Annotated in this window: 12 protein-coding genes; 4 read left to right on the top strand and 8 right to left on the bottom strand. The window is 38.7% G+C overall.

Annotation, left to right across the window (positions count from 1 at the left end; genetic code table 11):
• Nucleotide 1 precedes the first annotated feature (1 nt).
• Nucleotides 2-325 (bottom strand): YbaB/EbfC family nucleoid-associated protein, encoded by a 324-nt coding sequence (locus ABWO12_RS00845; RefSeq protein WP_353086380.1) that lies wholly within the window; start codon nt 323-325, stop codon nt 2-4.
• A gap of 127 nt (nt 326-452) precedes the next feature.
• Between ABWO12_RS00845 and ABWO12_RS00840 the strand changes: the two genes are divergently transcribed.
• Together ABWO12_RS00840 and capA are read left to right on the top strand one after the other, a co-directional pair.
• Nucleotides 453-2,510, top strand: coding sequence for a S9 family peptidase (locus ABWO12_RS00840; RefSeq protein ID WP_353086378.1), 2,058 nt, complete (start codon nt 453-455; stop codon nt 2,508-2,510).
• Nucleotides 2,511-2,592: 82 nt separating this feature from the next.
• Nucleotides 2,593-3,633 (top strand): cysteate synthase, encoded by a 1,041-nt coding sequence (gene capA / locus ABWO12_RS00835; protein ID WP_073362158.1) that lies wholly within the window; start codon nt 2,593-2,595, stop codon nt 3,631-3,633.
• A 29-nt stretch (nt 3,634-3,662) separates the two neighbouring features.
• Here the strand turns inward: capA and ABWO12_RS00830 are convergent, their stop codons facing one another.
• The 4 genes from ABWO12_RS00830 to porX are packed head-to-tail and all read right to left on the bottom strand — an operon-like array spanning nt 3,663 to nt 7,301.
• On the bottom strand, nt 3,663-4,058 hold the full coding sequence (locus ABWO12_RS00830) for a DUF4258 domain-containing protein (RefSeq protein WP_353086376.1): 396 nt from the start codon (nt 4,056-4,058) through the stop codon (nt 3,663-3,665).
• A 44-nt stretch (nt 4,059-4,102) separates the two neighbouring features.
• Nucleotides 4,103-5,296 carry an alanine dehydrogenase gene (locus tag ABWO12_RS00825; RefSeq protein WP_353086374.1) on the bottom strand — a complete coding sequence of 398 codons (1,194 nt, stop codon included), beginning with the start codon at nt 5,294-5,296 and terminating at the stop codon, nt 4,103-4,105.
• 34 nt (nt 5,297-5,330) lie between these two features.
• Entirely contained in the window at nt 5,331-5,744 is a 414-nt protein-coding gene (gene tsaE, locus ABWO12_RS00820; protein ID WP_353086372.1) for a tRNA (adenosine(37)-N6)-threonylcarbamoyltransferase complex ATPase subunit type 1 TsaE, read from the bottom strand.
• 3 nt (nt 5,745-5,747) lie between these two features.
• Nucleotides 5,748-7,301, bottom strand: a complete 1,554-nt coding sequence (porX, locus tag ABWO12_RS00815) for a T9SS response regulator signal transducer PorX (RefSeq protein WP_353086370.1) — start codon at nt 7,299-7,301, stop codon at nt 5,748-5,750.
• A 212-nt stretch (nt 7,302-7,513) separates the two neighbouring features.
• On the opposite strand from porX, the gene ABWO12_RS00810 reads away from it, so the two are divergent.
• Both ABWO12_RS00810 and ABWO12_RS00805 read left to right on the top strand, forming a co-directional pair.
• Entirely contained in the window at nt 7,514-8,524 is a 1,011-nt protein-coding gene (locus ABWO12_RS00810; protein ID WP_353086369.1) for a serine hydrolase, read from the top strand.
• Nucleotides 8,525-8,667: 143 nt separating this feature from the next.
• On the top strand, nt 8,668-9,234 hold the full coding sequence (locus tag ABWO12_RS00805; RefSeq protein WP_353086368.1) for a zinc-dependent metalloprotease family protein: 567 nt from the start codon (nt 8,668-8,670) through the stop codon (nt 9,232-9,234).
• Between the two features lie 247 nt (nt 9,235-9,481).
• On the opposite strand, the gene ABWO12_RS00800 is transcribed toward ABWO12_RS00805, so the two are convergent.
• The 3 genes from ABWO12_RS00800 to ABWO12_RS00790 form a co-directional block, all read right to left on the bottom strand.
• On the bottom strand, nt 9,482-10,234 hold the full coding sequence (locus ABWO12_RS00800; protein ID WP_353086366.1) for a maleate cis-trans isomerase family protein: 753 nt from the start codon (nt 10,232-10,234) through the stop codon (nt 9,482-9,484).
• A 120-nt stretch (nt 10,235-10,354) separates the two neighbouring features.
• Entirely contained in the window at nt 10,355-11,263 is a 909-nt protein-coding gene (locus ABWO12_RS00795; protein WP_353086364.1) for a fumarylacetoacetate hydrolase family protein, read from the bottom strand.
• Between the two features lie 6 nt (nt 11,264-11,269).
• Nucleotides 11,270-12,445, bottom strand: coding sequence for a retropepsin-like aspartic protease (locus ABWO12_RS00790; RefSeq protein ID WP_353086363.1), 1,176 nt, complete (start codon nt 12,443-12,445; stop codon nt 11,270-11,272).
• Nucleotides 12,446-12,454 lie beyond the last annotated feature (9 nt).

Raw genomic sequence — 12,454 nt, 5'->3', positions numbered from 1 at the left:
ACTATCGGAATAAATTCATTCCCGGAATGTTCGGAAGTCCCTCTTTGGCAACAGCTGCTAATTCGGCTTCCTGAATTTGACCTGCCCGCTCGATAGCTTTATTGATTACTGTAATTAAGTAATCTTCCAACATTTCTTTGTCTTGCAAAAGTGCTTCATCGATCGTTAGGAAGCGAATGGTTCGGTTGGCAGTGCAAGTCACTTCTAGCAGCCCATCACTACTTTTTTCATCAATGTAAACGGTAGTTAAGCGTTGCTTTGTTTCTTCTATTTTTTGCTGGGTTTCTTGTAATTTTCCCATCATTCCCATTAAATCACCAAACATATTTCTCTAGTTTATTTTACACAAATGTACATAATAATCTTGTTGAAGAATTGGTTGAAAATTTAAGTTTTTCATGCAACACCGCCCGTATTCGAGGTGTATCTTTGCAAAAAATAGTTTAGTATCTATGTCTACTTTTCAAACGCCTAAAGCGAAAAAAAATCCCCATCGTCTTATTCACCACGATCACGAACGTATTGATGATTATTTTTGGTTGAATGACCGTGAAAATCTGGAAGTCATTGCCTATTTGGAAGAAGAAAATGCGTATTACAAAGCAACAACAGCTTCTACCAAAGAGTTACAAGAGGCTTTGTTTGTGGAAATGAAAAGTCGCATCAAAGAAGACGACAGTTCGGTTCCTTATTTTTATAATGGGTATTACTACATAACGCGTTTTGAAAAAGGGGGTGATTATCCAATTTACACCCGACGAAAGGGAAGTATGGAAGCACCAGAATGTCTACTTTTTGATGGTAACGAAATGGCAAAAGGGCATTCTTATTTTCATTTAACAGGATTATCTATCAGTGATGATAATGGTTGGGTTTCGTTTGGAGTTGATACGGTTTCCCGTCGTCAGTATAGCATTCAAATAAAAAATCTTGAAACCGGTGAAATTTTACCGTATACTATTGAAAATACTACTGGTGGCGCGGTTTGGTCAGCGGATGGAAAGTACTTGTTTTACAGTCGAAAAGACCCTAAAACATTGCGTTCAGATAGTATTTATCGGCATGTATTAGGAACTGATCCAAGAAATGACGTTAAGGTGTATTTTGAAGCCGATGCCACGTTTGACGTTTCGGTATTCAAGTCCAAGTCACGCGAATACATCATGATTGCCTCCGAGAGCACGCTTACTTCAGAGTATCGCTTTATAAAAGCAACACAACCCTCAATAGATTTCCAACTTTTTCAACCGCGCGTTCGGGGATTAGAGTATTCGGTATCGCATTACGGTTCCCATTTTTATATTCTTACCAATAAAGACGAGGCGACCAATTTTAAATTGATGAAAACCGATGTCGACCACACCGCAATGTCGCATTGGACGGAAGTAGTGCCACATCGGGAAGATGTTTTGTTGGAAGGCATTGATATTTTTAGTGAGTTTTTGGTGGTGTCTGAGCGGTACAACGGATTAAATGCCCTGCGAATAATACGTTGGGATGGTACCATGGATGAATACCTTCCGTTTGCCTCAGAGACCTACACGGCATACACAACGACTAATGTTGATTTTGATACACCTTGGCTTCGGTATGCCTATCAATCGTTGGCGACTCCCGCATCGGTGATTGAATTTAATATGGTCACTCGCGAACAACGCATTTTGAAGGAGCAAGAAGTGTTAGGTGGAAATTTTGATAAGAATAACTATATTGAAGAGCGTATTTGGGCCATTACAGCCGATGGTGTTCAAGTGCCCATTTCTCTGGTATACAAAAAAGGACTTCAAAAAAACCAATCCAATCCACTATTACTTTACGGTTATGGATCGTATGGCGTAACGCTAGAGCCTTATTTTTCTACCACTCGGTTGAGTCTTTTAGACCGCGGGTTTGTCTATGCTATGGCGCATGTGCGTGGGGGAGAGGATTTGGGCCGTCGTTGGTATGAAACAGGGAAGTTATTGGAGAAACGAAATACGTTTACCGATTTCATCAATTGTGCAGAATTTTTAATCCAAGAAGGGTATACCAGTGCCTCGCATTTGTATGCTGAAGGCGGATCGGCGGGTGGTTTGTTGGTTGGAGCTGTGGCCAATATACGACCCGATTTATTTCACGGTATCATTGTTCAAGTGCCTTTTGTGGATGTAGTTACCACGATGTTGGACGACACGATTCCCTTGACAACCGGAGAATATGACGAATGGGGCAATCCTAATGACAAAGTTTATTACGATTATATGTTGTCGTATTCGCCTTATGACAATGTTCGTGCGCAGGATTATCCACATATGTACATTTCAACCGGATTGCATGATTCACAAGTACAATATTGGGAACCCGCCAAATGGGTTGCGAAATTAAGGGAGTTGAAAACCGATAACAATCAGTTGTTTTTGGACACTAATATGGAGACTGGGCACGGAGGTGCTTCGGGCCGATTTGAGGCGCTAAAAGAGGTGGCTAAAGAGTTCACCTTTTTATTGGATTTAGAAAAAATTAAAAGTTAGTTTAAAATAATTTACTAAATTTGCAAGGTTAGGGGGCTTTCCAAGTTCGTTAATCGAATCCCCTGACGCTAATCTGTTTTTTATGAAAGAAACAATAAAAGCCTACAATAATGTACTCGAATTAATAGGGAATACACCGATTATTCGACTCAATAGAATTGCTGAGCATCTTTCAGGAAATTTTTTTGCTAAGGTTGAAGCATTTAATCCAGGGCATTCTACCAAAGACCGAATTGCCTTATACATTATTGAAGAAGCCGAACGTCGTGGAATACTTAAACCAGGCGATACTATTATTGAAACTACTTCGGGAAATACGGGCTTCAGTTTAGCCATGGTGAGCATCATCAAAGGATATGATTGCATCTTGGCGGTAAGTTCCAAATCCTCAAAGGATAAGATTGATATGTTGCGTTCCATGGGCGCTAAAGTCTATGTTTGTCCCGCACACGTATCTGCTGACGATGAGCGATCGTATTATTCTGTAGCCAAACGTTTACACGAAGAGACAAAGGGTTCCGTTTATATCAATCAGTATTTCAACGATTTAAATGTTGATGCTCATTACAATACGACAGGACCTGAGATATGGGAGCAAACGGGGGGACAAATAACGCACTTGGTAGCTTGTAGTGGAACAGGAGGTACGATATCGGGTACAGCACGTTTCTTAAAAGAGAAAAATCCTGCGATACGTATTTTAGGAGTTGATGCCTTTGGCTCTGTATTAAAAAAATACCACGAAACAAAGGAATTCGATACTGCGGAGATTTATCCGTATCGTATTGAAGGTTTGGGTAAAAATTTGATTCCTACAGCCACAGACTTTGATGTAATTGATAAATTCATGAAAGTAAGTGATGAAGAAAGTGCACATACAGCACGAGAAATTGCAAAAAAAGAAGGCTTGTTTGTGGGTTATACGAGTGGTGCTGCCTTTCAAGCGGTAAAACAATTTGCTGAAGAAGGCGAGTTTACTGCTGAAAGCAATGTGGTTATTGTTTTCCCAGATCACGGTTCACGCTACATGAGTAAGGTATTCAGTGACGAGTGGATGAGTGAACAAGGATTCTTTGACAGTGTCAATGCAGAAGAGGTTCAAAAAATTGAATTTATAAAGTAAACAAAATCCGGCTTAAAAACCGGATTTTTTTATGGTACATTCTTTTTAGATTTCAAACGAATAATGTCTTCCAAAACCGCTCGGGATTCATAAATGACAATTTTCAACTGAATGGTATCCCTTAGCGTCGTGTAGCCTTCAATCCAATACAATTTACCATCCTCGTATTTTACATTGCTTTTATCAAAATCTACATCGCCGTAGGTTAACGTATTTTTGATGTCAATGGTATCAATCCAGTCTTCGGCGAGTTTCCGTGAAGCTTCTAGGCTATATTTTAAAGGTTTTGTTCGAATGTTATTGAGAACGCGTTCGTTGGGAAAATAACTACAACGGGTATCTTTGCCTGTTAAGACGAAAGCGACAAAAATAGCTCCAAGAAAAACTCCAAAACTATAATAGGCGAGGCGTTGATAAAATTTCATAGCATAATTTTTGCAAAAGTAAAGAATCTCGTGCCGTTTCGTTATTAAAATACAATTAAATTAATGTCGCTATCGGGCAAATGAAACCAATCTCCAATGGATTTGTTTGTTAAAATTCCATGATAATAATAAACCCCATTTTTCAATCCTTTACTCAATCGCAATGAATTTTCCATCCCGCCATCTTCTGCGATTTGCAACAAATAAGGCATAATGATATTACTGATGGAAAGGGAGGCCGTTTTGGAATACCGCGACGGAATATTGGGAACACAATAATGGATAACGTCATTTTTAATGAATGTTGGCTTTTCATGGGTAGTTATCTCTGAGCTTTCAAAACAGCCTCCTGTATCGATACTTACATCTACGATAACAGCCCCTTTTTTCATCAAGTCGACCATGCCTTCGGTGACAACAACTGGACAACGATCTTTTCCCCGCATTGCTCCAATGGCCACATCACAGCGGCGTAGCGCTTTTTGCAATGCTTTGGGTTCGATAGTGGAGGTAAAAACCCGCTGACTAAGGTTGTTTTGTAAACGACGTAATTTGGTAATCGAATTATCAAACACTTTGACATTGGCACCTAATCCAATTGCGGTTCGAGCCGCAAATTCGCCTACCGTTCCCGCGCCAATAATTACGACATCGGTAGGGGGGACACCATTGATATTTCCAAACAATAGTCCTTTCCCAAAGCTATTGTTGATCATTAATTCGGCTGCAATAAGTATCGAAGCCGTGCCTGCTATTTCACTTAACGATTTTACTGCGGGATACGAACCGTCTTCATCTTTGATATATTCAAACGCTAAGGCGGTTATTTTTTTCTTGGACAAGGCCTCAAAGTACTCTTTCTTTCGCGTTTTAATTTGCAAGGCTGAAATTAGAATCGTTCCCGACTGCATCATTTCAATCTCAGCCATGGTAGGCGGTTCGACCTTTAAGAGCATAGGACAACTAAACACTTTTTGGGTGTCGTTGGTGATTTCTGCGCCTGCATCACGGTATTCGTTGTCGGTGTAACTTGAACTTAAACCCGCGCCAGCCTCCATCATCACGCGATGTCCGTGGGAAGTAAGTGAATTAACCGCGTCAGGGGTGAGACAGATACGACGCTCTTGGTAACTTGTCTCTTTAGGAATTCCGATAAACAATTCCGATTTATGGCGGGCAATTTCTAATTTTTCTTCTTGTGGAATTAATTGTTCCGGACTGAAAGGGGTCAGTGGCATACCGTACTATATTTTCTTCTAAAGTATAAAAAATCTATGAGACCTGCAATGCCAATTTTCTTTTTCCATCGTGGAGTACGCTCATGTCAACTCGAGCATACTGATCGGGCAAAAGGTTGGGGATTTTTTCAGCCCATTCGATAAAACACCAATGTCCTGAATACAAGTAATCTTCAATCCCAAAGTCGAACGCTTCTCTTTCCGATTTTAAGCGATACATATCAAAATGATAAATCTTCTCTCCTTGTTGATTTTCGTATTCATTGACTAGGGAAAAAGAGGGACTGCTGGTGGCCTCATTAACGCCTAACGCATGTGACAATACCTTGATAAGAGTAGTTTTACCAGCTCCCATTGGGCCATTAAACACGATAACCTTCGCAGGATTTTCGCGGAGTATTTTTTGAGCCACTTGAGTAATTTCATCCAATGAAAAAAGAATTTCCATAGGTTATCTCGGATTTAAAACAATAAAGGGTATAATCATTTCTTCCAGCGAAATACCGCCGTGTTGGTATGTATTTCGGTAATAACTCACATAATGATTATAGTTATTGACATAGGCCAAAAATAAGTCGTTTTTCGCAAAAATAAATGAGCTACTCATATTAATCGCGGGTAATCCTACTTTTTTTGGGTCTTTGACAACGTAGACATCTTTATCTTCGAAGGTGAGACTTCTTCCGGTTTTGTAACGTAAGTTGAGACTAGTGTTTTTATCGCCTATGACTTTTGATGGATTTTTCACATTGATGGTCCCATGGTCGGTGGTGATAATGAGTTTAAAACCTAACTTTTGGGCTTGTTGAATGATCTCCAAAAGAGGAGAATTTTTAAACCAACTCAAGGTGAGTGAACGGTATGCTTTATCGTCGGAGGCGAGTTCTTTGACTACTTCCATTTCAGTTTTGGCATGCGACAACATATCCACAAAATTGTAGACAACTGCTACCAATTGATTGTCTTTTAAGCCACGGAAATTTTCGGCTAATTTTTTCCCAGTTTGAAAATTTGTAATCTTAAAGTAATCGTGCTTTATGTTTAACCCTAAGCGTTTCAAATGGGCGGTTAAAAATTCGGCTTCAAAATTATTTTTCCCTCCTTCATCGGTGTCATTTTTCCAATACTGAGGAAACTGTTTTTCCATTTCAGAAGGTAAAAGTCCCGAGAACAATGCATTACGTGCATATTGTGTTGCTGTGGGTAACATGGCGAAATAGGGGAGTTCTTTTTCGACTTTATAATACGTGTTCACCGAAGATTCCATTGCTTTCCATTGGTCGTAACGCATATTATCGACGACTATAAATAGAATCGGCTTCTCCTTTTTTACCAATTCGGGTACCACCCATTCTCTGAACACGGTATGCGAAAGCACTGGTTTTTCTGCTTTGGGATCAAACCAATCTTCGTAATTTCGTTCGATAAATTTTCCAAATTGAAAATTGGCTTCTTGTTTTTGCGATTCTAGGATGTTGATTAAATTGGAATCTTCGGTATGTTCCAACTCCAATTCCCAAAACAATAACTTTTTATAGACTTCAACCCAATCGGAATATGAACGCGCCATTCCCATATCCATGGCGATTTTGCGGAATTCTTTTTGATAGTCTAGGGTTGTTTTCTCAGAAATAAGTCGCGAATGGTCCAAATTTTTCTTCAAACTCAAAAGAATCTGATTGGGATTGACGGGCTTTATAAGGTAATCAGCGATTTTGGAACCAATGGCTTCTTCCATGATAAATTCCTCTTCGCTCTTGGTAATCATGATGATTGGGGTGGATGATTTTTTTTCTTTCATTTCAGAAAGTACTTCCAATCCCGATAATCCGGGCATATTTTCATCTAAAAAAACTACATCAAAATTTTCATCGTTAAAAACATCCAAGGCATCCCGACCGTTGTTACAAGTCGTTACATGGTAGTTTTTTTGTTCAAGAAAGAGGATATGGGGTTTAAGCAAATCGATTTCGTCATCAACCCAAAGTATTTTAATCGAATTCATCTGGTCTTATTTTGGTGCAAGTTACTATTCCTAAAACGATAAAACTCGTAAAAATTGTATAAAAAATAGAGTGAATTTAAATTCGATTAGGCTAACTCCTTTAAAATTAGAAACTTCCCTTTTATTGAGAAATCAACAATTTTGACTTATAATTTTATTGTTTTTTTATAATTAATACACTATTTTTGGGATATTAGAATTAAAATTAGAAAATGATCCGAATCTTAAACTTTAAAATAAACTTTAAATACGTTTCTGTTTTAGTATTTATCTCAGTTATAGCCACTTATTTTATCACCCAACATTTTTTTAATGAAAAAACAAGTAAAACTTCGACCAATGTAGCGAACACCTTACAAGTAAAACGATTGGAAGGATATCGTTATGTTAAGCCTTTGTTGTATGTCGATCAAGATGAATCGTCGGACTTGGCTTCGATGAAGGCAGAGGTTCAAAATATCATTCAAGCCTTTCAACAAAAGAATGTAATTAAGTCTGCTTCCGTGTATCTTAAAGATTACAATACCAATGATTGGATGGGAATCAATTTAGAAGAAAAGTATAAGCCCGGTTCGCTTTTGAAAGTTCCCGAGTTGATAGCTTTTTTGAAGATGAATGAAAAAAATCCTGGAATATTGGACAAAAAAATTCTTTTCAACAAAATATATAAAGCCGACAAAAAGCCTTTATTTACCTCCAAATCGATTGAGTTTGGTCAATCCTATTCGATACGAGAATTGTTGTATTACATGATTGTTTATTCCGACAATAATGCCACCTATCTTTTGAATGAGAACATCGATGTAGAAATATTTAAAAATGTTTTTACCGATTTAGGGTTGGCTGCCCCTGATTGGAATGCTACAGATTATTTTATCTCTTCCTACGAAGTTTCCTTGTTTATGAGAGCTTTGTATAATGCCTCCTATCTCACGATTAAAGACTCTGAATACGCTGCTTCTTTATTGAGTAAATCCAAATTTAAGCAAGGTATTTTGGAGGGAATTCCTTCCAACATTGATTTTTTTCACAAATTTGGTGAAGCAGGCGATGCAATGGAAAAACAGTTGCATGAAACCGTGGTCGTTTATACCCAAAATAAGGCTTACTTACTCACCATTATGACTAAAGGTAATGATTTTAAAACGTTGCCTGAGGTTTTGAAACAAATTTCAGCGGCTGTTTATCGCAATCTTGAGGGACAATCACCACAAGCACTGTAATTGATAGGTGTAATTTATTGAACAAAATTGAACCTTTTTTCTGGCGTGACTTTTGCAGGATTTTGTTCATTAAAAAAAGAGTTACGCTTGTAGTATGCGGTTTATTATGTATGGCTTGTACCGCTGATCCTAAACCAAAACGCATGGGCGTTCAATGCTATGATGATTTCCCTACGTATTTACGGGATACAATCCGGAATGCATTGGAAGAGTATTATGGCATCAAAACGATTGTGCTCCCCGCGATTGAATTGCCTTCTTCGGCATTAAGTTTAAAAAAATCTCCTCGGTATAAAGCGCAAGATGTGATCAAATTTCAACTTAAACATCGCCCAGACACTTTAGATTACATTCTTGGCTTGACCACAAAAGACATTTGTATCACAAAACGCGATGAAAAAGGTCGTGTATTAAAACCGGAATGGAAGTATACTGATTTTGGTATTATGGGATTGGCGTATCGACCCGGCAAATCAGCCATTGTATCCACATTTCGTCTACACCATTCGTCCTCAAATGTTGTGTTCCAAAGAGCCAAAAAAGTAGCTATTCACGAATTTGGACATAACCTCGGTATCCCACATTGTCCAAATTCTCATTGTGTGATGACGGCCGCCAACGAGAAAATAAGCACCATTGATCATGAATCGTTGTTTTTGTGTGAAAGGTGTAAAAAACGAATCACGGGTGAAAATCATAAATTACATTAAACATGATAAATAAATTCAACACGGTTTTATATTGATGATATCTAAATTCAATGCAATAAACGTCATTGATCATTATCAATGCAATAAATGACATTGATAATTATCAACGCAATAAACGACATTGATAATGATTAATTCAATAAGGACATTGATAATTATCAACGCAATAAACGACATTGATAATGATTAATTCAATAAGGACATTGATAATTATCAATGTCTACATGAGGGTTTAATTAAAAAATCATTAATAGGTACCCTTCAACAATTCGCCACCAATGGTCGACTTCGCTTCAATGCCTAATTTCTTCATCATTTCATATGTCGTACAAACCGCTGCCGAAGTAACCGGGATTCCACATTCCGCCTGAATTTGATCAATCGCTTCCAACGAGGGCATTTGCACACAAGCAGAAGCTACCAAAACGTCAACGTCAGTTAAGTCTAGTTGTTTGTAAATCTCTAATAAATTCAACGGATTCTGTGCCGCGACTTTTAAATTATCGGGAATTTCCAAAGCAATACTCTCTTTTACTTTAATGCCTTGGTGTTCAATATAATCGACTACTTTATCGGTCAACGGACGCATATAGGGCGTGATTATTGAAATTTGTCGCGCACCCAAAACCTTTAGTCCGTTAATCAACGCCCCTGCCGATGTGACAATCGGAGTAGGGAAGCCGTTAGCGATGGTTTCTTGGTGTAAGTTCACTTCGGATACACAATGATAGCCACGTCCCATACTCATTATAGCCACCAAACAGGCATACCCCATCACATCAACATGAGCGTCCGAAAGTTCGATGGCACATTTCAAACTCATCGCATCCATGGCAGCGAGTTCTTCTTGAGTGACCTTTTTCATGCGCATCCGACTGCTGTGAAAGGTAAAACGTTCGGGTAAAACGGATTCCCGGGCTCTAAAAATCGCTGGAATTTCGGTTTCCATGGTTACATTGGAGGAGGGAACAATTTGCCCAATTCTATATTTTTTTGTCATTATTTTATTCTTACACTGATTACTGAATACTTTACACTGTTTACTGAAAAGGGCAATGCCTTCGGCCCGGGCTCTCCGCGGTACGCGGTACCTTGCTTCGATCCCTATTGCAGCCCCTGCTTAAATCTCTTTTACGGTATTAATGATTGTTCCAATGCCTTCCACGGTGGCTTCCAACACATCTCCATCATACAACCATTCTTGCGGATCGCGACCGGCGCCTACACCTGCTGGGGTTCCCGTTGCAATAATGTCGCCGGGCTCAATGGTAAAAACGGTACTTAAGTCTTCGATTAAGTCATTGATGTTAAACAACATAAACTTTGTATTGGAATTTTGTTTTTCAATTCCATTGACTTTCAAGCTTAGGTTTAAGTGATGCGGATTCTTGATTTCATCTTTGGTCACTAAATAGGGTCCCATTGGGGCAAAGGTGTCTTGTCCTTTGGATACGATCCATTGGCCTTCACGACGGCAATCCCGTGCGGAAATATCGTTAATTATCGTATATCCAAAGACATAATCCATTGCTTCCGACTTCGGCACATACTTTCCTGTTTTTCCGATGACAACAGCTAACTCGACTTCCCAATCCAATTGTGAAGTTAATTTAGTGTTTTTAATCACCTCGGTGTTTGTTGCCGTAACCGTAGTGGGTGGTTTGGAGAAAATAATGGGTTTTTGAGGAAGTTTGCCAGTAGTGTCCAACGTTCGTGCACTCTCCGCTACATGTTCGGTATAGTTTAACCCGATTCCAATAATATTTTTTCGAGGCCTTGGAATGGGAGCGAGTAGGGTAACTGCTGTTAAAGGTACCCCGATTTTTGAAATATATTCTTCAGGGGTATCCGCAATCAAATCGTTGATTTCGTCGATAACTTCAATACCCATGTCAATCAAGTCGAGCATATCATCGGGTAAAGGAAAATTGGCTACTTCGCCAAAATCCTCCATATCAATGACTAAATCGTTGAATAAAAATCCTAATCGGGCTTCTTCATTTTGATACGTATACGTAACTAATTTCATTTTGTGTTATTTTTTTATGGTAACCGTTTCACCGGTGTTGTTAATAATTTCTATTTCTAAGGCAGATTGTGATGCGATACGTTCTTTGAGACCTACAATATCACACACGGATAGCTTTTCTAAACTATGTTGGTCTATACGAACAATTGGATTTCCAAATTGAATCTTTGACTTGAGTGTTTCATCCCAAACAATACCAACGACCAACCTTTGATCGATTAGGGTTGGCGTAAATTGGGGATTTTTTTGGCTTAAATCATTTTGGGTGGGTGCTTCATAATACCATTTTTTCTTGTGAAAATCCAACGTTACTTTTCCCAATTTGAAAGCATCCAGTCCAATACGTGAGTTATCATCATCTGTGGTTTCTGTAATAATATTGGCAAACGTTATCCCGTTGATTTTCATTTTTTGAATTTGAACCAAACGGTGGGGGCTTGGTTCCAACTTTTCAAAAAGTCCCAATGAAACTACGCCTTTTGATTCACTGAGTGTTTTTACAACTTCCCCTTTTTTGAAATCTGCATACACTCGATTTGACAAATCGTAAAAACCATCCATTCCTGTATCGAGTAAAGCAAATTCGCTACCTTCATTACAGCCTTCACTTTGATGTTCTAATGCGACATACGGAGCCAATTGTTGACCAACTAATTGCATTGGAAAACCTTTAGTTTGTGGGGAAAACGACTTAATCGTATGTGATATTTTTATTTTTTTGGCAGCATAATCAACATGTAAAACCGCATTTTTAAAGAAGTTACTACCCACAAAGCCGTGCAAACGGTAACATTTTAATACCGGATGATTGTCTAAATCGACCACAATGGCAACACCATTCTCAAATTGTAAGGACCCCAAACGCATTTCAGGCAAGGGAACCATTTCCATGTTTTGCGTTTTGTTATTGGCGTCAACTACATTGACGTCTCTTTTGGAAGCAGGATTAAGGATATTGGCCACTCGCTTCGAAACAATATTGGGCGCGCCTGTATCCAGTAAAAACCGATAGGTTTGACCTGCCAAACTTACTGGAATGACAATTTTACCGTGCTCTAACTCAAAATCGACTTCCTCAAGAAACTCTTTTTGGGATATTTTTCCAGCATCAAGTTTAAAATCTTGTGCCCAAATCTGTCCTATTCCTAGAAACATCCAACTAATAACGATCCACTTTTTCATAGCTATTTT

It is taken from the genome of Flavobacterium sp., assembly GCF_040379285.1.
Lineage (GTDB): Bacteria > Bacteroidota > Bacteroidia > Flavobacteriales > Flavobacteriaceae > Flavobacterium.
The sequence above is the reverse complement of the archived record's forward strand: the minus strand, read 5'-3'. Positions and strand labels throughout refer to the sequence as shown.

Coding starts and splice junctions, on each gene's coding strand:
- ABWO12_RS00845 (WP_353086380.1), bottom strand. CDS start 325: ATGTTTGGTGATTTAATGGGAATGATGGGAAAATTACAAGAAACCCAG.
- ABWO12_RS00840 (WP_353086378.1), top strand. CDS start 453: ATGTCTACTTTTCAAACGCCTAAAGCGAAAAAAAATCCCCATCGTCTT.
- capA (WP_073362158.1), top strand. CDS start 2,593: ATGAAAGAAACAATAAAAGCCTACAATAATGTACTCGAATTAATAGGG.
- ABWO12_RS00830 (WP_353086376.1), bottom strand. CDS start 4,058: ATGAAATTTTATCAACGCCTCGCCTATTATAGTTTTGGAGTTTTTCTT.
- ABWO12_RS00825 (WP_353086374.1), bottom strand. CDS start 5,296: ATGCCACTGACCCCTTTCAGTCCGGAACAATTAATTCCACAAGAAGAA.
- tsaE (WP_353086372.1), bottom strand. CDS start 5,744: ATGGAAATTCTTTTTTCATTGGATGAAATTACTCAAGTGGCTCAAAAA.
- porX (WP_353086370.1), bottom strand. CDS start 7,301: ATGAATTCGATTAAAATACTTTGGGTTGATGACGAAATCGATTTGCTT.
- ABWO12_RS00810 (WP_353086369.1), top strand. CDS start 7,514: ATGATCCGAATCTTAAACTTTAAAATAAACTTTAAATACGTTTCTGTT.
- ABWO12_RS00805 (WP_353086368.1), top strand. CDS start 8,668: ATGGGCGTTCAATGCTATGATGATTTCCCTACGTATTTACGGGATACA.
- ABWO12_RS00800 (WP_353086366.1), bottom strand. CDS start 10,234: ATGACAAAAAAATATAGAATTGGGCAAATTGTTCCCTCCTCCAATGTA.
- ABWO12_RS00795 (WP_353086364.1), bottom strand. CDS start 11,263: ATGAAATTAGTTACGTATACGTATCAAAATGAAGAAGCCCGATTAGGA.
- ABWO12_RS00790 (WP_353086363.1), bottom strand. CDS start 12,445: ATGAAAAAGTGGATCGTTATTAGTTGGATGTTTCTAGGAATAGGACAG.